Raw genomic sequence first — 23,462 nt, forward strand, 5'->3', positions numbered from 1 at the left:
CCAAGCCACCTACCTGGGGATGCCCGCCTTCCCGGCGGCGGCCGACGCCTCCACCCGCAACACCCAGCTGCGCGCCAACCTGCGCCACGCCACCCACACCATCCGCGCCAAGCGCGCCACGGCCGTCTCCGAGCTGGACGACTGGCAGCGGCTGCGCGCCGCGGGCGCGGCCATCAAGGACCGTACGCTGCGCCATCTCGACCAGTACTTGGAGCAGTTGGAGAGCACGGTCACGGCGGCCGGGGGCCAGGTGCACTGGGCGGCCGATGCCGACGAGGCGAACCGGATCGTCACCGAGCTGGTGCGGGCCACGGGCGAGCGCGAGGTCGTCAAGGTCAAGTCGATGGCGACGCAGGAGATCGGGCTGAACAACGCCCTGTCGACCGCCGGGATCACCGCGTACGAGACCGATCTCGCCGAACTGATCGTGCAGCTCGGCGACGACCTCCCGTCCCACATCCTGGTCCCGGCGATCCACCGCAACCGCGGCGAGATCCGCGACATCTTCACGGAGCGGATGGCCGAGTGGGGCCGCCCGGCCCCGGAGGGGCTGACCGACGCGCCCGCCGACCTGGCCGAGGCCGCGCGCCTCCACCTGCGCGAGAAGTTCCTCAACGCCAAGGTGGGGATCTCCGGCGCCAACTTCATGATCGCGGAGACCGGCACCCTGGTCGTCGTCGAGTCCGAGGGCAACGGCCGGATGTGCCTGACCCTCCCGGAGACGCTGATCTCCGTCGTGGGCATCGAGAAGGTGGTCCCCACCTTCCAGGACCTGGAAGTCTTCCTCCAGCTCCTCCCCCGCTCCTCGACCGCGGAGCGGATGAACCCGTACACCTCCACCTGGACCGGCACCACGGACGGCGACGGCCCGCGCACCTTCCACCTCGTCCTGCTGGACAACGGCCGCACCGACACCCTCGCGGACACCGTGGGCCGCCAGGCGCTGCGCTGCATCCGGTGTTCGGCGTGCCTGAACGTGTGCCCGGTGTACGAGCGGGCCGGCGGCCACGCCTACGGCTCGGCGTACCCCGGCCCGATCGGGGCCATCCTCACCCCGCAACTGCGCGGCACCCAGAGCGAGTTGGACGCCTCGCTCCCGTACGCCTCCTCCCTGTGCGGCGCGTGCTACGAGGTGTGCCCGGTGGCCATCGACATCCCCGAGATCCTGGTCCACCTGCGCGAGCGGGTGGTCGAGGGCGGCCCGGCGTCGGTGCGCGGCACCCGCGCGGTCGTCAAACCCGCCAAGGGCCACGCCGCGGAACGGGCCGCCATGCGGGCCGCGGGCTGGGCCCTGGACCACCCCGGCGTGCTGCGCACCGGCCAGCGCCTGGCCGCCCGCACCCGCCGCTTCCACCCACGCCGCCTGCCCGGGCCGGGGCGGGCGTGGAGCGACACCCGGGAGCTGCCGAAGGTGCCGGCGGAGTCGTTCCGCGACTGGTGGCAACGCACGCGGGGCGCGACGCAGTCCGCCGACACAAGGAAGACCTCATGAGCGCTCCGTCCGACTCCCGAGCCCTGGTGATGGCCCGAATCCGCCGCGCCCTGGCCGACGTTCCGCGCGCCGAGACGCCGTCCGAGGTCGCGGTCGACCGTACGTACCACCGCGCACACGGCGACCGCACCACCGACGAGACCGTCGACCTCCTCGCCGAGAACCTCGCCGACTACCGCGCGATCGTCCACCGCACCACGGCCGCCGACCTGCCTTCTCTCATCGCGAACCTGCTCACCACACGCGGCGCGACGAGCGTGGTCCATCCGTCCGGCCTGCCCGCCGAGTGGCTGTCGGCGACGGACGTCGTACGACTGACGGACTCCCCCGACCAGACGCCCCACGATCTGGACGACGTGTCCAGCGTGATCACCGCCTGCGCGGTGGCCATCGCCGAGACCGGCACCATCGTCCTGAACGCCGACACCGACCAGGGCCGCCGCCGCATCTCCCTCGTTCCCGACCACCACATCTGCGTGATCCGCGTCCCGGCCCAGGTCGTGGACTCGGTCCCGCAGGCCCTCGAACGCCTCGACCCGGCCCGTCCGTTGACGTGGATCTCGGGCCCCTCGGCGACGAGCGACATCGAACTGGACCGCGTGGAAGGCGTCCACGGCCCCCGCACCCTTGAGGCAGTCCTCGTAGTGGACTGAGACGCTCGCCACGCATTCGAACACGCCGCATACCCTCCGTCGCTCGCGGTGACCAAGTGTCGTACGGTGCTGGTTGGATGGAGGCCGTGTCGAACGGGGAGGGCGAGCGGTGAGCGGCGACGGCGGCGGCGCCAAGGGCGGCAACGTAGACCTGGCCCTCGACAAGGATTCGCAGGCCGAGATCGTCAAGGGCCTGCGGTCGGCGATCGGCGAACTGAAGGAGATCGCCTCGGCGTCGGACGCCGAGCTGGGGGCGGGGTTCGAGGAACTGTCCATGACGTCCATGGAGGCCGGACACAACGGCCTGGCCAAGGACTTCGAGGACTTCTGCGAACTGTGGGACTGGGGTGTGCGCGGCCTGATCGAGGACGCCGGCAAGCTCGCGGAGAAGGTGGGGCTGGCGGCCGGCTCGCAGTGGGAGCAGGAGCAGTACATCCAGGGGACGTTCAAGGTGGCCGCGAACTCGATGCTGGGCAATCCGCACCTGGATGAGAAGACGGTCGTGAAGAAGGACATGGGGGAGCTGATCTCGGTCGACACCTGGACGCCGGACTACAGCGAGGAGTCCTTCGACAAGAGCGCGGCCGACTCCGAGAAGGCATGGGACGCCGCCGGTGAGGAGACGTCCCACAAGGCATCCGGCCTTCAGCACTTCGTCGACCAGGCTGCCGCGGAAAGCGCCAAGAGGGGAGCGCGCTGATGGGTTTCGACCTGATACCCGACTCCGTCGACAACGCCCTCGAGAAGGGCACCGAGGCCCTCGGCGACGGCATCGAATGGGCCGGTAACAAGACCGCGGACGGTCTGGACAAGGTCGGCTGGGAGAGCGGGGCGGACGCGGTCCGTGACACGTCCCGTTCCGCCGCGAACTACCTGGGCGCGAACGTCGCCGAGATGCGGCTCGGGGAGACCGAGGACCCCAAGAAGCTGATCTACGGCAGCGTGCAGAGGATCCGCTCCACGGTGAAGCATCTGAAGGACTTCCAGTCGGCGTTCGAGAGAGTCGGCGACGGTCTGAAGGCGCTGGACTCCTCCCACTGGAAGGGCGAGGCCGCCGACGCCTTCCGGGACGAGGTGTCGGTCAAGCCGAAGGGGTGGTTCAAGGCCGCGGACGCGTGCAAGAAGGCCGCCGGGGCGCTGGAGGACTTCGCCGGGACGGTGGAGTGGGCGCAGGGCCAGGCGCAGGAGGCGATCGACGCGTACAAGGCGGCCAAGACCGCCTCGGAGAACGCCCGTTCCGCACACAACGACAAGGTGGACGCGTACAACGCCGCCGCCAAGGCGTACAACGCGAAGGTGGACGACGGCAAGGACCCGGGCACGAAGCCCACCAAGCCGGGCGAATTCCACGACCCGGGCGCGGCCAAGGCGGAGGCGGCGCAGGAGAAGCTGGACGAGGCGCGGCGCCAGCGGGACGAGGCGGTCATCGCGGCACGCAAGGCGGTCCAGCAGGCCAAGGACGCGGCCCCACCCAAGCCGTCGTACGGCAAGCAGTTCAGGGACGGCCTGGAAGGGCTGGACGCGGACGCGATGCACTTGACCGGCGGAGTCATCAAGGGCGTCGCGGGGCTGAACTCGTTCGCGCGCAGCCTGAATCCGATGGACCCGTACAACGTGACCCACCCCGCCGAGTACCTCACGGGTCTGAACAGCACGGCGGCCCAGCTCCACACGGCGGCCAGCAACCCGGGCGCGACCCTCAAGACCATGTTCAGCGAGTTCTCCAAGGACCCCTCGGAAGGTTTTGGCCGGGCCCTCCCCGAGTTGTTCGGCACGAAGGGGCTCGGTGCCGTTCGCAAGGGCGCCAGGCTGGGTAAGTCCGGTGGTCTCCTGAACAAGGCCCGCGAAGCGATAAAGGGCCGCAAACGCGGCCATAACACCACCGAGCACAAGGATAAATGCAGCGACGGAACCGACCCGGTCGACCTGGCGACGGGGAAGATGTACCTCCCGCAGACGGACGTCGCCCTGCCGGGTGCGCTGCCGCTGGTGTTCCGCCGCCAGGTGGAATCCGGCTACCGGGTCGGTCGCTGGTTCGGGCCGTCCTGGTCGAGCACGGCGGACCAGCGGCTGGAGATCGATGCCGGGGGTATCGTCTTCGTCAGCGAGGACGGTCTGCTGCTGGAGTATTCGCACCCCGCACCCGATGTCCCGACCTTCCCCGAGGCGGGCCCCCGCTGGCCCCTCGAACGCGACCCCCACGGCGACTACACCCTCACCGACCCCGCCACCGGCCGCGTCCGCCACTTCAACGGCCCACGGGACGTGAACCCCGGGGGCGACGGGATCGCACCGCTGGAGCAGATATCCGACCGCTCCGGCCATTGGATCACCTTCGAGTACGACGCCGAGGGCACCCCGACGGCCATCGCGCACAGCGCCGGATACGAGCTGAAGCTCAGCACAGCCGAGGGCCGGATCACCGCCCTCCACCTGGCGGGCGCGGCCGAGGACGGCGGCGATCAGGAGCTGATCCGCTACGCCTACACGGACGGCAACCTCACGGGCGTGACGGGCTCCTCCGGCCTGCCCCTGCGCTTCGAATACGACGAAGAACGCCGCGTCATAGCGTGGATCGACACCAACGACCGCCGGTACGACTACGCCTACGACAACCAGGACCGCTGCATCGCCGAGGGCGGCGAGGCGGGCCACGTGTCCATCCACATCTCGTACGACGAGGTGGATCAGGCCACCGGCCACCGCGTCACGAAGGTCACCACGCCCGAGGGCCACACCACGCGGTATCTCGTCAACGAAGCGGGAAAGGTGGTCGCCCAGACCAACGCCCTGGGCCACACCACCCGCACCACGTACGACCGCCACGACCGCGTCCTGTCCCGCACCGACCCTCTTGGCCGCACCACGGCCTTCGCCTACGACGAGGCGGGCCACCTCACCCGGATCACCGCCCCCGACGGCAGCGAGTCGGCAGCCTCGTACAACGACCTCGGCCTGCCGACGTCCATCACCGGCCCGGACGGTGCCACCTGGACCCAGACGTACGACGAGGCGGGCCGCCGCACCTCGACCACCGACGCGGCGGGCCACACGACCCGCTACGCGTACGACGCGTACGGCCACCTGTCGACCGTCACCAACGCCCTGGACGAGACCACTCTGGTCCGCTGCGACAAGGCGGGCCTGCCAGCAGAAATCACTGACCCGCTAGGAGCGGTGACCCTCTACGAGCGCGACCCCTTCGGCCGCCCGGTGAAGATCACCGACGCCGTCGGTTCCACGACCCACCTCAGCTGGACGGTGGAAGGCAAGCTCACCCGCCGCACCAACCCCGACGGCTCCACGGAAACCTGGACGTACGACGGCGAAGGCAACTGCACCACCCACACCGACGCCATCGGCGGTACGACGACCTTCGAGTACACCCACTTCGACCTGCTGGCGGCCCGCACCGGCCCGGACGGCGTCCGGTACGAGTTCGAGCATGACGCGTCCCTACGTCTCACACAGGTCACCAACCCGCAGGGCCTGACGTGGCACTACGCCTATGACCCCGCTGGCCGCCTCACCTCCGAGACGGACTTCGACGACCGCACCGTCACGTACGAACACGACGCGGCCGCCCAGTTGATCCGTCGCACGAACCCCCTGGGCCAGAGCGTCACGTACGAGCACGACACGCTAGGCCAGATAACCCGCAAGAGTGCCGAAGACCAGGTGACCACCTTCACCTACGACCCAGCAGGCCGCCTGACGTCGGCTGCCGGCCCCAATACCGAAGTGGTCTACCAGCACGACCGCCTGGGCCGGATCAAGTCAGAAATGATCAACGGCCGCGTACTGGCCCACTCGTACGACCCCCTCGGCCGTCGCACCCGCCGCGTCACCCCGACCGGCGCGACGACGACGTACGCGTACGACGCAGCAGGCAACCGCACCGCGCTGACGGCGGGCGGCCACACCCTGGCCTCCGAACACGACGAGGTGGGCCGCGAGACGTCACGCCGCGTAGGCGACTCTCTGACACTGACCAACGCCTGGGACCCGCTAGGCCGCCTGACCGAACAATCCCTCACAGGCACCTCCAACGAGTCCCCCATCCAACACCGCGCCTACACCTACCGCGCAGACGGCAACGTCACCGCCGTAAACGATGACCTGTCCGGTCGACGCTCCTTCGACCTGGATGCCGCAGGCCGCGTAACAACTGTTTGCGCCAACGACTGGATCGAGACCTACGCCTACGACGAGGCGGGCAATCAAACCCAAGCGGCCTGGCCCACCAACGGTGCACCCCAGGAAGCCACCGGCCCCCGCACCTACACCGGCACCCGAATCACCCGCGCCGGCGCCATCCGCTACGAACACGACGACGCGGGCCGCCTCACCCTCCGCCAGAAGACCCGCCTCTCGAAGAAGCCGGACACCTGGCACTACGCCTGGGACCCCGAAGACCGCCTCACCACCGTCACCACCCCCGACGGCACCCCCTGGCGCTACCTCTACGACCCCTTCGGCCGCCGCACCACAAAACAACGCCTCGCCGCCGACGGCGAAACCGTCCTGGAGCAGACCGACTTCACCTGGGACGGCCCGACCCTAGTCGAGCAAACAACCACCACCCCAGATCTCCCCCACCCCGTCACCCTCACCTGGGACCACGACGGCCTCCGCCCCATAGCCCAGACCGAACGCATCACCGAGGCCACCACCCAGCGCGAAATCGACGCCCGATTCTTCGCCATCATCACCGACCTCGTCGGCACGCCCACCGAACTGGTCGATGAATCGGGCACCATCGCCTGGCACACCCGCTCCACCCTCTGGGGCACCACGACCTGGGCCGCCAACAGCACGGCCTACACGCCCCTCCGCTTCCCGGGCCAATACTTCGATCCGGAAACCGGCCTCCACTACAATTTCCACCGCTACTACGACCCGGATTCCGCCCGCTACCTCTCCCCCGACCCCCTAGGCCTAACCCCCGCCCCCAACCCCGCCACCTACGTCCACAACCCCCACACCTGGGGTGACCCACTCGGCCTCGGCCCCTGCCCTCCGAAGGAAACTGTTCTCGAGCCATTCGATCACTTCGAACAGGCACGCAATAAGGCTCTTGATCTGCTTGGGAATGTAGATTCCGGTACCCGAGTGCCGCTTGTAGGCCGACTCGAGAAAGCAACATCGACCTACGGCAAGGTCGTTGGGTTCACAACAAGAGCTGATGGAGTATTCAAACAGTTCAGAATGGACTTCGACCCAGAAAAGGGTCCACACATCAATATCATGATCGGCAAGGGTGTATCTGGCCAGAAGTGGGCTGTGCCATGGAATGGCTCAGAAGCTGACTTCATCAAGATACTTGAGAGGAACACATGACAAAGGGAAGCTCGTACGGAACTCGCCGAGACCTTCTTCCAAAATTCATGAGGCACAACACAGGAGATGGAGGTTCAATTAAGATTCTAGATCTCCATGAAACCCGGGAATTCGAATCGATCAGCTTGAATCGGTTCCCCCATAAATCTGCAGGGACAATCGAATGGGAGGATGCTCATTACATCGATCGCTCATTCTTTACGGACGAAGAGGACGGTGCACGGAAAGTAAGCGAGCTACTTGCGAGTCTACTGCGACCCGAATCGGAAGTAACGATCTTCTGGGGTACGCTACTAATGCCGTCAGTAACCCTTTCCGCAAAAACTGCGGCCGACCACTCGCATGAAATCCTAGAGGTGGGTCCAGATTTTTGGATATTCTCTTCCGATCGACAACTCCTCTTCGAATTTCTCCAGGACGGGCAAGTAACTGTCGCCAACATTCCCTGAGGAGACGAATAAAAATAACCGTAAAACCCACAACCCTTAAATACTTGGGCCTGAGGCGTCGATAAGGTTGGGTACATCCATGCCGGGGACGAGGCAGGGAAGTACATCAAGATCCAGGAACTGCCTGACTCCCCCACTGAACTATCTGATCTTGATGGCCCGCGATCAAGACTTCCGGGATGGCTGCGGCGACTACCTTCCTCCCTCAGGCCGGCCTCGGGAAGAGGTGACGCTGTCGACGAAGTCGGCAGACTGCTGGTCCCGCAGGACGCAGCGGGCCGGATGGACGAGAGCTTAGCGGTGCCCGCCACGCACCGCCGGGTGTGGGACTTTACGCGGGACGGTGTGCTGCGCAGCGTGGAGGACTCGCTTGAGCGGATGGGCGTCGACCATATCGACCTGCTGTTCCTGCACGATGCTGAGGAGCGTTTCGATGATGCGTTACGCGAGGGCTATCCGGCTCTCGCGGAACTGCGTGCCCAGGGGGTGGTGGGGGCGATTGGCGCGGGGGGATGTACAACCCCGGCAAGCTGACCCGGCTGGTCCACGAGTCGGATGTCGATGCAGTGATGCTCTCCGGCCGTTACACGCTTCTGGACCAGAGCGCCCTCGACGAACTGCTGCCCGCGTGTATGGACCGGGCCGTCTCTGTTCTCGCGGCGTCGATCTTCAACTCTGGCCTGCTCGCCACGGCCCGGCCCGGCCCGCCGAGGGTGCCACCTTCGACTACGCGCCCACCGAGCCGCGAATGGTGGCGCGCGCATCGTATGGCTGATGTCTGCGAGGCACACAGTGTGACGCTCCCGGAGTTGGCGATGGCCTTTCCGCTCCGTCATCCGGCCGTTTCGGGGATCGTGGTCGGCATGCGCACTGCGGACGAAGTACGCCGCAATGTGGCGGCGTTCGGCGTGGAGATCCCGTCACAGGTCTGGGACGACCTGCGAAGCGAAGGTCTCCTGGACGAGCGGGCACCGGTGCCCGACTGACGATCACCGAACCAGGACCCGCCCGGCTGCTTCCTCTGGACTTCCTGCGGGCGGCGGCGGCCGACCGCACCGGCAGGCGGTGGTCCCGCCGCACGCCCCGGGCTCACGTCTATGCTGCCACCATGCCTACCGACGGCGCCCCCGAGCCCGCTCTCATCCTCTGGGATGTGGACCAAACGTTGGTCAGCATCAAGGGTGGAGTGAGCCGCAGCCTCTACGAGCGTGCCTTCGCGAAGGTGACGGGGCAAGCCCTCGGAGATCTGGCGGGCATGGCGGGGCGCACGGAGCAGGCCATCATGGTGGAGACGCTCCGCCTCAACGGCATCGATGAGCCGGACGCGCTGTTCGACGACTTCTACGCCGCCCTGGCCGCAGCCGCCGAAGAGTTGAAGGGGCACATGCGGGAGGTCGGGGTCGTGTTGCCCGGGGCACGGGAGGCCATCGCTTCGTGTGCCGGTCGGCACGTCGTCCAGTCGGCGGTCACCGGCAATCTGCTCCCGGTCGCCGTCGCCAAGCTGGCCACGCTCGGCCTGGGCGAGGGGCTCGACTTCGAGGTGGGTGGCTATGGCGACGACGGCAGCGATCGAGCCGAGCTCGTGCGGCGGGCGCGCAAGCGGGCGTCGGAGAAGTACGGACACGGCTTCGAGGGCAAGCTGACCGTCGTCATCGGGGACACGCCGCACGATGTGCGTGGTGCCCTCGATGCCGATGCCCTGGCCGTGGGCGTCGCCAGCGGTCGCAGCTCCGCCGAGGAACTACAGGAAGCCGGAGCGGACATCGTGCTGGCCAGTCTCAACGACTTCAACGGGCGCTGCGGGGAAGCCCTCGGCTGGGCGTAGCGGCCTCAGACCTCCCCCAGCACCGCCCGGATCACGTGGCGGGCGTTGCGCGCCATCGCCGGGGTCCTCGTCCGGTGGTACGGCAGCGCGATCAGCGCCTGGGAGAGGGTCCGGGCGCGGCCGCGGGTCCAGGTTGCGTCGTCCACGCCGAGCGCCTCGCGGAAGACCGCCCGCGCATCGGTCGGCAGCAGGTTCCACGCCGGGAAGAGGTCGCAGGCCGGGTCGCCCACCCCCATGCAATCGAAGTCGATGACCGAGGTCAGCCTGCCGGTGGCATCCACCAGCAGATTGCCCGGCATCAGATCGGCGTGCAGCCATACCGGCGGGCCGTCCCAGGGCGGGGTTCGGAGGGCGTCGTCCCAGATGGCGAGTGCGGCGTCGCAGTCGACGCCCTCCTCCGGGATGGCGCGCAGTTGCTCGATCGCCGCCCGGGTCTCCGCGTCGAGCGTGGCGAGGGGCCCGCCGCGATAAGCCTCAGGAACGTCGTCCGACAGCGGGATGCTCCGCATGGCCGCAACGAACTCGGCCAGGTCCTTGGCCAGCAGGAGGGGTTCGCTCAGCGCGCCCTCCTCGGGGTTCTCCCCCGCCAGCCACCGGTGCACCGACCACGGCCACGGAAACCATTCGGCGGGTTCCCCGGTGCCGAGCACCTCGGGGATGGCCACGGGCAGCCGGGGCGCGAGGCGGGGCAGCCACGTCCGCTCCGTCGAAACGTCCGGGGCTTCGTCCTGCACCAGCGGCAGCCGTACGGCCATGGCGTCGCCCAGCCGGTACACGGCGTTGACGGTGCCGCCGGACGGGAATCGCTGCACCGGCAGCCCCGCCCACTGCGGGAACTGACCGGCGATCAACCGCCGTACAAGGGAGTCGTCGAGGTGCGGTCGCCCTGGGCTCATGGGGCACCATCCCACCGCCGGACGGCGACGGGGGCAACTGATTTCCGGAGCACCGGCCCGAGCCGATCGGCTCTGACCTGCGGTTTTTCCGAGTGCCGCGCACGACGAGAGCCGGGCATATGCCAAGGAGGCGCGGGAGGGAACACCCCTGCGCCCGATGCGTCGTTCCTCACATACCGCGGGTAACACCCCAGTTGAGAGGTTTGGGCCACAGCGATTGTCGGTGGCTGCCCCTACTCTGTTTGTCATGCGTCCGACTCCTACTCCCCAGAGCCCTGCCTTAGTGACCACCTCCACCGACCAGGCCAACGAGGCGATCCGCGTGTTTCTGCGGGCCCGGGCCGGGCGGGCTTTGCGGCCTGCCGAGCGGGCGGAGTACGGGCGGCTGCTCAGGGTGTACACGCGGGCGCTGCGCGGTGAGATGGAGCAGGCGGCCTGAGAAGCGGGGCGCCGACCACACCTGGGGGCGGGCGACGCCATGCGTACAGCGGGGAGAGTCGTACTCGGTACGGCGTTAGCGGGATTCATCGGGGTTGCGGGGATCGGGGGATACAACCTCTACGTGGGGGTGACCGGCGGCAGTGGGCCGTCGGTTCCGGACGGCGCGGTGACGCCGGCCGAAGTGAAGGACACGGCGCGGGAGTTCCTGACCGCTTGGGCGGACCAGAACGACCTGCGGGCCGCCGCGTTCACCAACGATGCCCAGAGCGCGGGCGCCGCGTTGAGCGGGTACCGCGAGGACGGCCGGGTGGAGAAGGTGACGCTCACGGCGGGCGAGGCCCGCAGCAGCACGGTGCCGTTCCGGGTCAAGGCGGAGATCGTCTTCGGGAAGACCCGTTCGACCTGGACGTACGACTCGAAGCTGACCGTCGTGCGGGGCCGGACGACGGGGAAGCCGTTGGTGGACTGGAAGCCGGCGGTCCTCCATCCGAAGCTCACGGCCGGTGAAACGTTGCAGACGGGCATGGCGGACGAGCAGCCGGTCCGGGTGCTGGACCGGAGCGGCAAGGTGGTGAAGCAGGGCAGCTATCCATCCCTCGATCCGGTTCTGAACACGCTGCGGGCGAGGTACGGCGCCAAGGCCGGTGGCGCGGCCCGGGTCGCGGTGGCGGCGGTCAAGGCCGACGGGACGGCCGGGGCGACGCTGCATGTGGTACAGAAGGGCAAGCCCGGGAGCCTGCGTACGACGCTGGATCAGAAGGTGCAGCGGCGCGCGGAGTCAGCCGTGACCGGGCTGAACGGGGCGTCGGTGGTGGCGCTGAAGCCCAGCACCGGGGAGATCCTCGCGGTGGCCAACGCGGACAGGGCCGAGTTCAACGCCGCGTTACAGGGGCAGACGGCGCCCGGGTCCACGTTCAAGATCATCAGCGCCGCCACGTTGCTGGAGTCGGGCAAGGTGACGCCCGCCCAGCCGGTGCCGTGCCCGAAGACGGCCGCGTACGCGCAGGGCATGACGTTCCACAACGTCGAGGACAGCGAGAACCCGGGCGCCACCTTCGCGCAGGACTTCGCGGCCTCCTGCAACACCGCGTTCGTCTCGCTCGCGGGCTCCATACCCGACGGCGGGGTGGCGGAGGAGGCACGGGCGGTGTTCGGCATCGGGCTGGACTGGCAGGTGGGCGTCACGACGTTCGACGGATCGGTGCCCACGGAAGGCGGGGACAGCAAGGCCGCCGCGGTCATCGGGCAGGGCACGGTGCAGATGAATCCGCTCACGATGGCCTCGGTGGCGGCCACCGTGCGGACGGGCGCCTTCAAGCAGCCTGTGCTGGTGCCGCCGTCGGTGGACGACCGGAGCATCGCGGCCACCGAGCGCGCTCTGAGCCCGGCGGCCATGCGGCAGCTCCAGGGCATGATGCGGCTGACGGCGACGAGCGGCACGGCGGCGAGGGCGATGGCGGGCCTCAGCGGTGACATCGGCGCCAAGACCGGCTCGGCCGAGATCGACGGCCAGGCGAAGACCAACGCCTGGTTCACGGCCTACCGGGACGACGTGGCGGCGGCGGCCGTGGTCACGGAGGGTGGACACGGGGGCGACGCCGCCGGGCCCGTCGTACGGCAGGTGCTCGGACCCCGCTGAGAGGCGCCACGCGTGCTCACCAAGTCTCCTCTCGCCTCCGACGCTTCGTACAAGGGTTGTGCTAAGGGGTTGTCCATGGTCAGGCGCACGCTCTAGCCTGGCGCGGCATCAGCCGAGAGAGCCACGGAGGGGATCGGCGTGAAGCGCACGTCCCGCGACATACGCACCGCCAACCGCTACGGGGTACTGCGCCACATCGTCGCCGAATCCCCGGTGTCCCGGCAGGAGGTGGCCGCGGCGACCGGGTTGAGCCTCGCCACGGTCGCCAACCTTGTCGGCGAGCTGCTGGAGCTGGGCATGCTCGTCGAGGTCGGTTTCGAGGACTCCGACGGCGGCCGGCCGCGCGGACTGGTCGCCGTCAACTCCTCCGGGGGCGCGCTGATCGGGGTGGACGTGGCGGAGACGTACGTCCATGTCGAGCTGTTCGACCTCGCCCTGACCGTGCTCGCCCGCGCCGACCAGGAGTTGCGCCCGGAGCGCCCCGAGGAGAACGACCCGACCAAGGTGGTGGCGCACATCGCCGCCGCCGTGGCGTCCGTGGTCGGGCAGGCGGAGATCGCGCCGGACCGGGTGCTGGGCGTCGGGGTCAGCATGCCGGGGCAGGTGGACCGGGAGGGCGGGGTGTCGGTCTTCGCGCCCAACTGGGACTGGCACGACGTACCGCTGCTGCGGATGCTGGCCGATCACATCCCGTACCCGCTGTACCTCGACAACCCGCTGCGCGCGTGCACCGTGGCCGAGCAGTGGTTCGGCGCCGCGCGCGGGCGGGGTGACGCGGTGGTGGTGAACCTCGGTACGGGCGTGGGCGCCGGGCTCGCGCTCGGCGGGACGCTGCACCGCGGGGTCAGCAACAGCGCCGGGGAGTGGGGGCACACCACGCTCATCCTGGACGGGCGGCAGTGCCACTGCGGCAACCGGGGATGCGTGGAGACGTACGTCGGCGCGCCCGGCATCATGCGGAATCTGCGCGAACTGAGCCCGGACAGCCCGCTGCTGCACCCGGACGACCAGACGGCGACCATCGAGGCGCTGGGGCGGGGGCTGGCGGCCGGGGACCCGGTGGCCGTGCGGGTGGTCCGCGACACCGCCCGCTATCTCGGCGCGGGCCTGGCGGACCTGATCAATCTGCTCAACCCGGAGGTGATCGTGCTGAGCAGCTGGGTCGCGGCCGGGCTGGGCGAAGGGCTGCTGGCCGAGGTGCGCGAGGCGGTGGCCGGGCGCGCGCTGGGCCGTCCGCTGGCGAGCACCGAGATCGTACTGTGCCCGATCCCGTCGAACCCCGTGAGCCTCGGGGCGGCGACCTTCGTCCTGGAGGGGGCGCTGACGTCCGTGGGGCTGAAGCACCGCCGCGCGACGACCGCGAGGAGCCGCGGCACCTCCCCGTAACGGGCTATGGGAGCGTTCCCACTCCCCCGTCCGTTCGAAGCCTCGAACCGTCCCGGAAGTCGCGCCGCCCACTTCGTCCAACCCCTTGCCGAAGACTTCGTCTATGGCTAACGTCCCGCTGCACCAAGGCACTTGGCCGTGCACCCGAGAACGTGAACCGAGACAAGGACGTCATATGTCGGCAATGAACAGAGCCAGGGACTGGGACCGCCGCAGCGTGCTGCGCGCCGTCGGCGGGGTGGCCGCCCTGGGCGGGCTCGCCGCCTGCGGTTCGAACACCGGGCGTTCCAGCGGCGGCGGCAAGTCGATCAAGCAGATGTACCACGCCTACGGAGAGCAGGGCACGCAGCAGGCCGCCAAGAAGTTCGCCGACGCGTACGACAAGGCGAAGGTCACCATCGAATGGGTGCCGGGCGAGTACGAATCCAAGCTGGCGACCTCCCTGCTCGGCTCGGGCCGCCCGGATGTCTTCGAGTACCACCCCGATCTGCAATTAGTGCGCTCGAAGCAGATCGTCCCGCTCGACGACATCATCGCCGACGTCAAGGACGACTTCCTGCCGGAGGACATCACCGCGAATTCCGTGGACGGAAAGATCTACGGAATCCGCATGATCGACGACCCGCAGTTCTTCTTCTACCGCAAGTCCCTCTTCGAGGATGCCGGGGTCAAGCCGCCGACCACGTTCGACGAACTGATCGACATCGCGCACAAGCTGACGAAGGGGAAGGTCAAGGGGCTCTACATCGGCCAGAACCTGAAGACCATCAGCAAGCCGCTCGTCTGGTCCAACGGCACCCATTACCTCACCGAGGACCACAAGATCGCCTACCACACGGACGAGCTGGAAGAGACGCTCACCAAGGCGCGGGAGCTGTACAAGAGCAAGTCGCTGCTGCTGGGCGCCCCGACCGAGACCTGGGACCCGACCAGCTTCGTGCAGGGGCTGTGCGCGATCCAGTGGTGCGGCATATGGGCGATACCGGCGATCCAGAAGGCGTTCGGAGACGACTTCGGAATCTTCCCCTTCCCCAAGTCGGGGAAGAAGGGGCGCCCGGTGGTCTACAACGGCGGCTGGTCCACCTATGTGTCCGCCAAGGCCAAGGACGTCGACGGGGCCAAGGAATTCGTCAAGTGGCTGTGGATCGAGCAGAAGAAGTACCAGCAGGAATGGGCGCTGGACTACGGATTCCACATTCCCGCGCGCAAGAGCATCGCCGCCGGGGCGGACAAGCTCAAGGACGGCGTCGCGGCCGAGGCGATCGAGCTGTTCAACAGCCACGGAATCTTCGACGACCCGTACTGGACCGAGGGCATGTTCAACATCGTGCTCGACGCGGTGGTCAACTCGGTGCGCGACAGCAAGAATCCCGCGTCCGAACTCGACAAGGCCGATAAGAAGATCGAGCGCGAGCTGAAGAAGCTCGGCTAGGCCGACGGTCCGGAACTGACATGGCGACCACCACACCCACCCAGAGCACCGCCCCCGGCCGCGCGCCCCACAAGGCGGCCCCGGCCGGGCGACGGCTGCGCGGACTTGGCGGCGCACGCGGCCGCGCCCTCAACTTCTGGCTGTTCACCGGCCCGTTCCTCATCGGGCTGATCGTCTTCGTCTACGTACCGATCGGCTGGAGCCTCTGGCTGAGCCTCTACAACGCGAAGGGCACCGTCGCTCCCACCGAGTTCGTCGGGCTCGGCAACTACGCCGACATGCTCGGCGACGGCGACTTCGTGGACAGCCTCGTCAACTTCACGATCTTCGCGGCACTCATCGTCCCGGTCACCTACGCGCTCTCCCTCGCCCTCGCGCTGCTGGTGCACCGCATCCGCTTCATGAAGGCGTTCTTCCGCTCGGTGTTCTTCCTGCCAACCGCGTGCAGCTTCGTCGTGGCCTCGCTGGTCTGGAAGATGTCGATGTTCAACGGGCTGCACTACGGCATGGTCAACACCGCCTTAAGCTGGTTCGGCGTCGACTCCGTCGCCTGGCTCGCCTCGCCCCATCCGCCCTGGTACTGGCTGGTGATCTGCACCGCCCGGCTGTGGCTCCAGTGCGGCTTCTACATGATCCTTTTCCTGGCCGCGCTGCAGAACATCCCGCGCGAGCTGTACGAGGCGGCCGCCGTCGACGGCGCCAAGTCCGGCTGGCAGACGTTCCGTCACATCACCCTCCCGCAGCTGCGCGCCACCTCGGTGGCGGTCGTCCTGCTGCTGCTCATCGCCGCCTACCAGGCGTTCGACGAGTTCTACAACATCCTGGACGAGGGCCGTGCCACCTGGGGCCGGCCGCCGCTGGTCGAGCTGTACCTCCAGGCGCTCGGCGCCAACCAGGACTACGGGCACGCCAGCGCGGGCGCCCTCATCCTCGCCCTGCTGATCGCCATGGTCACCCTGGTCCAGGGCAAGCTCCTCGGCTTCGGAAGGGGCGACGAGAAGTGACCATCACCGCACCGGCCAGGAAGCGCACCCCGCGCTCCGTCATGAGCAGCACCGGGCTCTACGTCGCGCTCGGCGTGGCGACGCTGCTCTTCCTCGTCCCCTTCTACTTGATCATCCGCAACGCCCTGTCCACGGACCCGGACATCACGGGCGAGAACTGGACGTTCTTCCCCACCGATCTCCAGTGGGGGAACGTCAAGGAGCTGTTCGACGATCCCTCCGTGCCGTTCGCCCGGGCGCTGTGGAACTCCACCGTGGTGGCCGTGCTGCACACGCTCGGGACCCTGCTGGTGTGCTCGCTGGCCGGATACGGGCTGGCCCGCATCCCGTACAAGCACGCCAACAAGGTGCTCTACACCGTGCTGTTCACCCTCATGGTCCCGGCGGCCGTGACCTTCGTACCGAGCTATGTCCTGGTCTCGTCCCTCGGCTGGGTCTCCTCGCTGCGCGGTCTGATCATCCCCGGCCTGTTCAGCGGCTTCACCGCGTTCCTCTTCCGCCAGTACTTCCTGGGGTTCCCCAAGGAGCTGGAGGAGGCGGCGCGGGTCGACGGGCTGGGCTACTGGGGCGCGTACTGGCGCATCGTCGTGCCCAACTCGCTCAACTTCTTCGCGGCGATCTCGGTCATCACCTTCATCAGCGGCTGGAACGCCTTCCTGTGGCCCCTGGTGATCGGCCAGGATCAGAACTCGTGGACCGTGCAGGTCGCGCTGTCCTCGTACATGACCGCACAGACGATCAACATCCACCTGATCTTCATGGCCACGGCCGTATCGATCCTGCCACTTGTGCTCGTCTTCGTGTTTCTGCAGCGCTGGCTCGTGCAGGGTGTGGCACAGACCGGTATCAAGGGCTGACCGAGGAGAACGATGCACTCCACGCAGCACACGCCGCCGCTTCCCTACTACGAGGACGTCTCCCCCGGCACCGGATGCCTGCCGCCGCGCGCCTGGGCCCCCGGCTCCGACGCCGCCCGGCTGAGCCTCGGCGGCACCTGGGCGTTCCGGCTGTCGCCGACCGCGGCCGCCGAGGACGACTCCTTCGCGCGCCCCGGCTACGATGCCTCCGGCTGGGACGAGATCCCGGTGCCGGCGCACTGGGTGCTGCACGGCCACGGTGCGCCGATCTACACCAATGTGAACTATCCGTTCCCGGTGGACCCGCCGCGCGTGCCCACCGAGAACCCGACCGGTGACCATCTGCGCGTCTTCGACCTGCCCGGCGACTGGCCCGCGACCGGGGACGCGGTGCTGCGGTTCGAGGGCGTCGAGTCCTGCGCCCGGGTCTGGCTCAACGGGGAGGAGCTGGGCACCTTCAAGGGCAGCCGGCTGCCGCACGAGTTCGCGGTCGGGAACCTGCTGAAGCCGTCGGGGAACGTCCTGGCGGTGCGCGTGCACCAGTGGTCCTCCGGCAGCTATCTGGAGGACCAGGACCAGTGGTGGCTGCCGGGGATCTTCCGCGAGGTGACGCTGCTGCACCGGCCCGCGGGCGCCGTGGCCGACTTCTTCGTCCACGCCTCGTACGACCACGTCAGCGGCGCCGGCACGCTGCGGGTCGACGCCGAGCCGGGCGGCGGCCGGGTCACCGTGCCCGAGCTGGGGCTCGACCTGGCCACCGGGGAGAGCGCCACCGTCGCCGTCGAGCCGTGGACGGCGGAGACGCCGCGGCTGTACGAGGGCGCGCTGACCACCGGGGGCGAGGCCGTGTCCTTGCGGATCGGCTTCCGTACGGTCCTGGTCGAGGACGGGGTGTTCAAGGTCAACGGCCGGAGGGTGCTGTTCCGGGGTGTCAACCGGCATGAGTTCCACCCGGAGACGGGGCGCGCGCTGGACCTGGCGACCATGCGCCGCGATCTGGAGCTGATGAAGCGGCACAACATCAACGCCGTGCGCACCAGCCACTATCCGCCGCACCCCGCCTTCCTCGACCTGTGCGACGAGCTGGGTCTGTGGGTCATCGGCGAATGCGACCTGGAGACCCACGGCTTCGTCGACCTCGACTGGCGGAACAACCCGGTCGACGACGACCGCTGGACGCCCGCGCTGGTCGACCGCGCCGCCCGGATGGTCGAGCGCGACAAGAACCACCCGTCCATCGTGATGTGGTCGCTCGGCAACGAGTGCGGCACCGGGCGCGGGCTGTCCGCGATGGCCGACTGGATCCGGGAGCGCGACCCGTCCCGGGTGATCCACTACGAGGGCGACCTGTCCTGCGCCGACACCGGGATCTACTCCCGGATGTACGCGCCGCACGAGGAGGTCGCGCAGATCGGCACGCGAACGGAGGCGCCGTGGGGCGACCCCGCGCTGGACGCGCGGCGCCGGGCCCTGCCGTTCATCCAGTGCGAGTACGCGCACGCCATGGGCAACGGACCGGGCGGACTCAGCGAGTACCAGCGGCTGTTCGAGACGCATGAGCGGCTGCAGGGCGGGTTCGTGTGGGAGTGGATCGACCACGGTTTCGCCCAGCACACGCCGAACGGCACGCTCTACTACGCGTACGGCGGGGACTTCGGCGAGGAGCTGCACGACGGCAACTTCGTCTGCGACGGGCTCCTCTTCCCCGACCGCACCCCGTCCCCGGGGCTGATCGAGTACAAGAAGGTCGTCGAGCCGGTGCGGTTCGAGGGCGACGGGGCTTCGGGGACGGTCCGGATCACCAACGGCCATGACTTCACCGACCTGTCCCATCTCGCCTTCACCTGGACCTACGAGGCCGGGGGCGTGGCGGTCGGCTCCGGCGAGCTGACGGTGCCGCCGCTGGCCCCCGGCGAGTCCGCCGACCTCAAGCTGCCCGCGCCCGTGGCCACCGCGCCGGGCGACGAGACCCGCTGGACGATCGAGGCGCGGCTCGCCGCCGCCACGGCATGGGGCGAGGCGGGGCATCCGGTGGCCTGGGCCCAGCTGCCCGGCACTCCCACCTCCTCCGCCACTGCCTTTGAGGCCACGGTGGCGCCGCGCCGCGACGGGGACCGGATCGCCCTCGGCCCTGCCGTCTTCGACGCCGCCACCGGCACCCTGACCGCACTCGGCGGGCTCACGCTCGCCGGCCCCCGGCTCGACCTCTGGCGCGCCCCCACCGACAACGACAACGGCGCGTCCTGGCAGCCCGACGAGCGCTATGGGCTGATCTGGCGGCAGTTGGGCCTGCACCGGCTGCGGCACCGGGTCGAGACGGTCGATGTCGCGGACCGGGAGCTGACCGTCCGTACCCGGGTCGCCCCGGCCGCGACCGATATCGGGCTGACGGCGGTCTACCGCTGGACGGCGGACGGGGACCGGCTGCGGCTGGCCGTCTCCGTCACCCCGCTCGGCGAGTGGACGTGCCCGCTGCCCCGGCTGGGCGTACGGCTCGGGGTGCCGGCGGAGCTGGGCGCCGCGGAGTGGTTCGGCGGCGGTCCCGGCGAGGCGTACCCGGACACCCGGGCCGCCTCCCGGCTGGGTCGCTGGGCGCTGTCGGTGGACGAGTTGCAGACGCCGTACGTGCGGCCGCAGGAGAACGGGGCGCGGGCCGATGTGCGCTGGGCGCGCCTGACCGCCCCGGACGGCACGGGCCTGCGGATCGAGGGCGCGCCGCCCTTCTGGTTCACGGCCCGCCGCTGGACCTCGGAGCAGCTGGACGCGGCCGAGCACACCCCGGATCTGGTCGCGTCGCCCGACACGGTGTGGGTCAACCTCGACCACGGCCAGCAGGGCATCGGCAGCCAGTCCTGCGGGCCGGGGGTGCTGGAGCCGCACCGGCTGCTCGCGGCCCCGGCGGAGTTCTCGTTCACGTTCAGTCCGCTGGGCTGAGCCGCCCGATCCCGGGGGCCGGGGTCAGGTGTCCAGCACCCGATGCAGGAACTGCTGGGTCCGGGCCTCGGCCGGGCTGCCGAAGACGCGCTCGGGCGTGCCCTGTTCGAGGACGACACCGCCGTCCATGAAGACCACCCGGTCGGCGGTGTCCCGGGCGAACCGCATCTCGTGGGTGACGACCACCATGGTCATGCCCTCGTCGGCCAGGGACCGCATGACGCCGGTGACCTCGCCCACCAGCTCCGGGTCGAGGGCGGAGGTGGGTTCGTCGAAGAACATGACGGCGGGGTCCATGGCGAGCGCGCGGGCGATCGCCACGCGCTGCTGCTGACCGCCGGACAGCTGGGCCGGGTAGGCGTCCGCCTTGTCGGCGAGCCCGACCCGGGCCAGCGCCTCCCGGCCCCGCTCGTCGGCCTCCTTGCGGCCGGTCTTGCGTACCTTGAGCAGCGCGAGGGTCACATTGCCCAGCGCGGTGCGGTGCGGGAACAGGTTGAACTGCTGGAAGACCATGCCGACGTGACCGAAGATCTCGGGTGCGCGCCTGCGGTCGTGCAGCGGGACGCCGTTGACCCAGACCTCGCCGCGGTCGGCGCGTTCCAGGTCGCACATGATCCGCAGCAGGGTGCTCTTGCCGGAGCCGCTGGCCCCGATGAGCACCACGACCTCGCCGGAGCCGACCTCGATGTCGACTCCCTTGAGGACCTCCAGTTCGCCGAAGCGCTTGTGGACCCCGGCCAGGGAGACCTGGGCGGTGGTGGCGGGGGTCCGTTCCATGGGGGACTTGGTGATCATCAGGCGGTCACGGCCTTTCTCTCCATCCGCCGGACGACGATCGACAGCGGGGAACAGATGACGAAGTACAGGACGGCGATGGCCAGGTACGTCACGCCCGGGTGCCCGCCCCGATCCACGATGGCCTGGCCCTCGCGGAGGAGTTCGGCGTAGCCGATGACGACGGCGATCGAGGTGTCCTTGACGAGCGAGAGGTACTGGCCCACCAGCGGGGGCAGCACGATGGCCCGGGTCTGCGGGAGGATGACCGTCCCGAAGGTCTGGGTGCGGCTCAGGCCCAGGACCCGCGCCGCCTCCCACTGGCCGCGCGGGACGGCCTCGATGCCGGAGCGGAAGATCTCCGCGACGTAGGCGCCCTGGAAGAGGGTGAGCGCGAGGAGGGCGGCGCCGAAGACGGAGATGTTTCCGATGCCCAGGTAGGCGGCGCCGAAGTAGATGAAGAGCATCTGGACCAGCAGCGGGGTGCCCCGGAAGACCTCCAGGTAGCAGCGGGCGAGCTGGGCCAGGACGGGGATGCGGCTGGTGCGGATGGCCGCGATGACCAGGCCGAGCAGGGTGCAGGCGACGATGGCCGCGGCGGAGAGCTCGACGGTGGACCACAGGCCCGAGCCGTACAGGTCCCCGTTGGACCACAGGACCGACCAGTCCATCACGCCTCCTTGCGGATCAGGACGAGGCGGCGGGCCGCGGTCCGCAGGCCCGCCAGGACCGACTGACGGGTGCGGATCGGGCGCAGCGGCGGCTTGAAGGCCGCGCGGCCGATCAGCTCCGCCGCCAGCACGACCAGGTTGGTGAGCACCAGGTAGAGCACGGCGGCGATGCCGAATACCTGGATGGTGAGCAGGCTGCGGGAGTTGATCACCATGGCGGTGCCGGTGAGTTCGGGGACGGAGATGGCCGACAGCAGGGACGAGCCCAGGATGATCTGCACGAGCTGGTTGATCACGGCCGGGTACACGTTGCGCAGCGCCTGCGGGAGCACGACGTGCAGAAAGGTCCGGAAGGGGCTGAGGGCCAGCACACGGGATGCCTCGCGCTGGCCGCGCGGCACGGCCTGGATGCCGGCCCGGAAGATCTCGGTGAGGTACGCGCCGACGTTGAGGCCGAGCGCCGCGATGCCCGCCTGTACGGGGCTGAGGCGCAGCCCGGCCGAGGGCAGGGCGAAGTAGGCGACGAACATCTGGAGCAGCACCGGGGTGTTGCGGATGACCTCGACGTACACGGCGGCGGGGGCGCGGACGAGGGCGTGGCGCGACCGGCGCGCGAGGGCGCCCAGCAGCCCGAGGGCGCAGGCGAGGACGAAGGCGGCGAGGGACAGCTTCAGGGTCAGCCAGGCCGCGCCGAGGTAGGTGGGCCAGTCCTGGAGGGCGTAGGTCCAGTCGGCGAACATGGGGTTCCTCCACGGGGGCGGCGGCCGGAGGGCCGCCGCCCGGCAGGGCTCAGTAGGACGGGTTGAGCGGGTATACGGGCTTGACGCCGAACCACTTCTTGTAGAGGGCCGCGTTCTCGCCGGAGTGGTTGAACTCCCGCAGCCAGGTGTTGATCCACTGCAGCCAGTCGGGGTCGCCCTGGCCCACCCCGATCGCGTTGTACTCCAGCGGTACGACGGACACCTTGGTGACCTTGAGGGAGGGGTCGTTCTTGGCCTGGTAGTTGAGGAAGTTGGAGTCCTCGACCATGGCGTCGGCCTGGCCCTGCTTGACCGCGAGCACGGCGGCCGCGGAGGTGTCGTACTCCTGGATCTGCGCCTTCGGGTTGCCTTCCTTCACGGCGGCGCCGTTGGTGGAGCCCTTGGTGACCGCCACCTTCTTGCCGGAGAGGTCCTTCAGGCTCGCGATGTTGCTGGACTTCTTCACCATGAGCACCTCACCGGCGACGATGTACGGATCGCTGAAGGCGACCTGCTTCGCGCGCTCGGCGGTGGTGGTGAAGTTGCAGATCACCGCGTCCACCTTGTGCGTGCGCAGATTGGGGATGCGGTTGGCGGAGGTCGTGTCGACGATCTTCGCCTTGACGCCCAGCGCCTTGGCCATGGCCTTGGCCACGTCGACGTCGAAGCCCTGGGGCTTGTTGCCCTTGTCCGTCGAGCCGAAGGGCGGGAACGTCAGGCAGCTGGCCACCCGCAGCGTGCCGCTGCGGGTCACTTTCTGCAGGGTGGAGTTCTGCGACTGGGAGGCCGGGCTCTGGCTCGAGGAGCAGGCGGCGAGCAGGGAGGTGGCGGCGAGGGCGCTCACGGAGATCGCGGCCATTCTGCGGGCATGGGGGCGTCGTCCCATGACGGGACTCCCTTCGGGGGTGAAAAAGAGCGAGACAGATCAT

General features: G+C 69.1%; 19 protein-coding genes. 14 read left to right on the forward strand and 5 right to left on the reverse strand.

Translation table 11 applies throughout. The features are described 5' to 3' along the window. Positions 1–19 precede the first annotated feature (19 nt). The 7 genes from ACH4SI_RS04865 (at position 20) to ACH4SI_RS04895 (ending at position 9,759) form a co-directional block, all read left to right on the forward strand. Complete coding sequence (locus ACH4SI_RS04865) at positions 20–1,492, forward strand: LutB/LldF family L-lactate oxidation iron-sulfur protein (protein WP_398293887.1); 1,473 nt, start codon at positions 20–22, stop codon at positions 1,490–1,492. After that, positions 1,489–2,145: a lactate utilization protein C gene (locus ACH4SI_RS04870; protein ID WP_398292644.1), complete on the forward strand. Its 657-nt coding sequence runs from the start codon at positions 1,489–1,491 to the stop codon at positions 2,143–2,145. Before ACH4SI_RS04865 ends, ACH4SI_RS04870 begins: the two co-directional genes overlap by 4 nt. Before the next feature lie 109 nt (positions 2,146–2,254). Then, entirely contained in the window at positions 2,255–2,845 is a 591-nt protein-coding gene (locus tag ACH4SI_RS04875) for a hypothetical protein (RefSeq protein WP_398292646.1), read from the forward strand. Beyond that, complete coding sequence (locus tag ACH4SI_RS04880) at positions 2,845–7,485, forward strand: putative T7SS-secreted protein (RefSeq protein ID WP_398292648.1); 4,641 nt, start codon at positions 2,845–2,847, stop codon at positions 7,483–7,485. The genes ACH4SI_RS04875 and ACH4SI_RS04880 overlap by 1 nt, the downstream gene beginning before the upstream one ends. Before the next feature lie 731 nt (positions 7,486–8,216). Next, the gene (locus tag ACH4SI_RS04885; RefSeq protein ID WP_398292650.1) at positions 8,217–8,468 is read left to right on the forward strand and encodes an aldo/keto reductase; all 252 of its coding nucleotides are present in this window, start codon (positions 8,217–8,219) and stop codon (positions 8,466–8,468) included. Then, positions 8,447–8,920: an aldo/keto reductase gene (locus ACH4SI_RS04890; protein WP_398292652.1), complete on the forward strand. Its 474-nt coding sequence runs from the start codon at positions 8,447–8,449 to the stop codon at positions 8,918–8,920. The genes ACH4SI_RS04885 and ACH4SI_RS04890 overlap by 22 nt, the downstream gene beginning before the upstream one ends. A 122-nt stretch (positions 8,921–9,042) precedes the next feature. After that, positions 9,043–9,759: a haloacid dehalogenase-like hydrolase gene (locus ACH4SI_RS04895; protein WP_398292654.1), complete on the forward strand. Its 717-nt coding sequence runs from the start codon at positions 9,043–9,045 to the stop codon at positions 9,757–9,759. A 5-nt stretch (positions 9,760–9,764) separates the two neighbouring features. Here ACH4SI_RS04895 and ACH4SI_RS04900 read toward each other — a convergent pair whose 3' ends face one another. Beyond that, positions 9,765–10,655, reverse strand: a complete 891-nt coding sequence (locus tag ACH4SI_RS04900; protein ID WP_398292656.1) for an aminoglycoside phosphotransferase family protein — start codon at positions 10,653–10,655, stop codon at positions 9,765–9,767. A 283-nt stretch (positions 10,656–10,938) separates the two neighbouring features. Between ACH4SI_RS04900 and ACH4SI_RS04905 the strand changes: the two genes are divergently transcribed. The 7 genes from ACH4SI_RS04905 to ACH4SI_RS04935 all read left to right on the forward strand — a co-directional run bounded on the left by ACH4SI_RS04905 (position 10,939) and on the right by ACH4SI_RS04935 (position 20,348). Beyond that, the gene (locus ACH4SI_RS04905; RefSeq protein ID WP_398292658.1) at positions 10,939–11,094 is read left to right on the forward strand and encodes a hypothetical protein; all 156 of its coding nucleotides are present in this window, start codon (positions 10,939–10,941) and stop codon (positions 11,092–11,094) included. Between the two features lie 39 nt (positions 11,095–11,133). Next, complete coding sequence (locus tag ACH4SI_RS04910; protein ID WP_398292660.1) at positions 11,134–12,735, forward strand: penicillin-binding transpeptidase domain-containing protein; 1,602 nt, start codon at positions 11,134–11,136, stop codon at positions 12,733–12,735. A gap of 138 nt (positions 12,736–12,873) precedes the next feature. Beyond that, entirely contained in the window at positions 12,874–14,121 is a 1,248-nt protein-coding gene (locus tag ACH4SI_RS04915; protein ID WP_398292662.1) for an ROK family protein, read from the forward strand. Between the two features lie 175 nt (positions 14,122–14,296). Continuing rightward, positions 14,297–15,553, forward strand: coding sequence for an ABC transporter substrate-binding protein (locus ACH4SI_RS04920; protein ID WP_398292664.1), 1,257 nt, complete (start codon positions 14,297–14,299; stop codon positions 15,551–15,553). A 20-nt stretch (positions 15,554–15,573) separates the two neighbouring features. After that, complete coding sequence (locus tag ACH4SI_RS04925) at positions 15,574–16,557, forward strand: carbohydrate ABC transporter permease (RefSeq protein ID WP_398292666.1); 984 nt, start codon at positions 15,574–15,576, stop codon at positions 16,555–16,557. Positions 16,558–16,598: 41 nt separating this feature from the next. Then, on the forward strand, positions 16,599–17,414 hold the full coding sequence (locus ACH4SI_RS04930; protein ID WP_398293889.1) for a carbohydrate ABC transporter permease: 816 nt from the start codon (positions 16,599–16,601) through the stop codon (positions 17,412–17,414). 12 nt (positions 17,415–17,426) lie between these two features. Further along, positions 17,427–20,348, forward strand: a complete 2,922-nt coding sequence (locus tag ACH4SI_RS04935; RefSeq protein WP_398292670.1) for a glycoside hydrolase family 2 TIM barrel-domain containing protein — start codon at positions 17,427–17,429, stop codon at positions 20,346–20,348. A 24-nt stretch (positions 20,349–20,372) separates the two neighbouring features. Here ACH4SI_RS04935 and ACH4SI_RS04940 read toward each other — a convergent pair whose 3' ends face one another. The 4 genes from ACH4SI_RS04940 to ACH4SI_RS04955 are packed head-to-tail and all read right to left on the reverse strand — an operon-like array spanning position 20,373 to position 23,419. Next, positions 20,373–21,125, reverse strand: a complete 753-nt coding sequence (locus ACH4SI_RS04940; protein ID WP_398292672.1) for an amino acid ABC transporter ATP-binding protein — start codon at positions 21,123–21,125, stop codon at positions 20,373–20,375. A 17-nt stretch (positions 21,126–21,142) separates the two neighbouring features. Further along, on the reverse strand, positions 21,143–21,793 hold the full coding sequence (locus ACH4SI_RS04945; RefSeq protein ID WP_398292674.1) for an amino acid ABC transporter permease: 651 nt from the start codon (positions 21,791–21,793) through the stop codon (positions 21,143–21,145). After that, positions 21,793–22,533, reverse strand: a complete 741-nt coding sequence (locus tag ACH4SI_RS04950; protein WP_398292677.1) for an amino acid ABC transporter permease — start codon at positions 22,531–22,533, stop codon at positions 21,793–21,795. Before ACH4SI_RS04950 ends, ACH4SI_RS04945 begins: the two co-directional genes overlap by 1 nt. Before the next feature lie 49 nt (positions 22,534–22,582). After that, positions 22,583–23,419, reverse strand: a complete 837-nt coding sequence (locus tag ACH4SI_RS04955) for a transporter substrate-binding domain-containing protein (protein ID WP_398292679.1) — start codon at positions 23,417–23,419, stop codon at positions 22,583–22,585. Between the last annotated feature and the right edge of the window lie 43 nt (positions 23,420–23,462).

Source organism: Streptomyces sp. NPDC021212 (genome assembly GCF_044332925.1).
Taxonomy (GTDB): domain Bacteria; phylum Actinomycetota; class Actinomycetes; order Streptomycetales; family Streptomycetaceae; genus Streptomyces.

What these genes read in the sequence shown, in the direction of transcription:
- ACH4SI_RS04880 (WP_398292648.1), top strand. Translation starts at nt 2,845, where the DNA reads ATGGGTTTCGACCTGATACCCGACTCCGTCGACAACGCCCTCGAGAAG.
- ACH4SI_RS04940 (WP_398292672.1), bottom strand. Translation starts at nt 21,125, where the DNA reads ATGGAACGGACCCCCGCCACCACCGCCCAGGTCTCCCTGGCCGGGGTC.
- ACH4SI_RS04895 (WP_398292654.1), top strand. Translation starts at nt 9,043, where the DNA reads ATGCCTACCGACGGCGCCCCCGAGCCCGCTCTCATCCTCTGGGATGTG.
- ACH4SI_RS04900 (WP_398292656.1), bottom strand. Translation starts at nt 10,655, where the DNA reads ATGAGCCCAGGGCGACCGCACCTCGACGACTCCCTTGTACGGCGGTTG.
- ACH4SI_RS04930 (WP_398293889.1), top strand. Translation starts at nt 16,599, where the DNA reads ATGAGCAGCACCGGGCTCTACGTCGCGCTCGGCGTGGCGACGCTGCTC.
- ACH4SI_RS04935 (WP_398292670.1), top strand. Translation starts at nt 17,427, where the DNA reads ATGCACTCCACGCAGCACACGCCGCCGCTTCCCTACTACGAGGACGTC.
- ACH4SI_RS04925 (WP_398292666.1), top strand. Translation starts at nt 15,574, where the DNA reads ATGGCGACCACCACACCCACCCAGAGCACCGCCCCCGGCCGCGCGCCC.
- ACH4SI_RS04920 (WP_398292664.1), top strand. Translation starts at nt 14,297, where the DNA reads ATGTCGGCAATGAACAGAGCCAGGGACTGGGACCGCCGCAGCGTGCTG.
- ACH4SI_RS04865 (WP_398293887.1), top strand. Translation starts at nt 20, where the DNA reads ATGCCCGCCTTCCCGGCGGCGGCCGACGCCTCCACCCGCAACACCCAG.
- ACH4SI_RS04945 (WP_398292674.1), bottom strand. Translation starts at nt 21,793, where the DNA reads ATGGACTGGTCGGTCCTGTGGTCCAACGGGGACCTGTACGGCTCGGGC.
- ACH4SI_RS04890 (WP_398292652.1), top strand. Translation starts at nt 8,447, where the DNA reads ATGTACAACCCCGGCAAGCTGACCCGGCTGGTCCACGAGTCGGATGTC.
- ACH4SI_RS04955 (WP_398292679.1), bottom strand. Translation starts at nt 23,419, where the DNA reads ATGGGACGACGCCCCCATGCCCGCAGAATGGCCGCGATCTCCGTGAGC.
- ACH4SI_RS04950 (WP_398292677.1), bottom strand. Translation starts at nt 22,533, where the DNA reads ATGTTCGCCGACTGGACCTACGCCCTCCAGGACTGGCCCACCTACCTC.
- ACH4SI_RS04870 (WP_398292644.1), top strand. Translation starts at nt 1,489, where the DNA reads ATGAGCGCTCCGTCCGACTCCCGAGCCCTGGTGATGGCCCGAATCCGC.
- ACH4SI_RS04885 (WP_398292650.1), top strand. Translation starts at nt 8,217, where the DNA reads ATGGACGAGAGCTTAGCGGTGCCCGCCACGCACCGCCGGGTGTGGGAC.
- ACH4SI_RS04910 (WP_398292660.1), top strand. Translation starts at nt 11,134, where the DNA reads ATGCGTACAGCGGGGAGAGTCGTACTCGGTACGGCGTTAGCGGGATTC.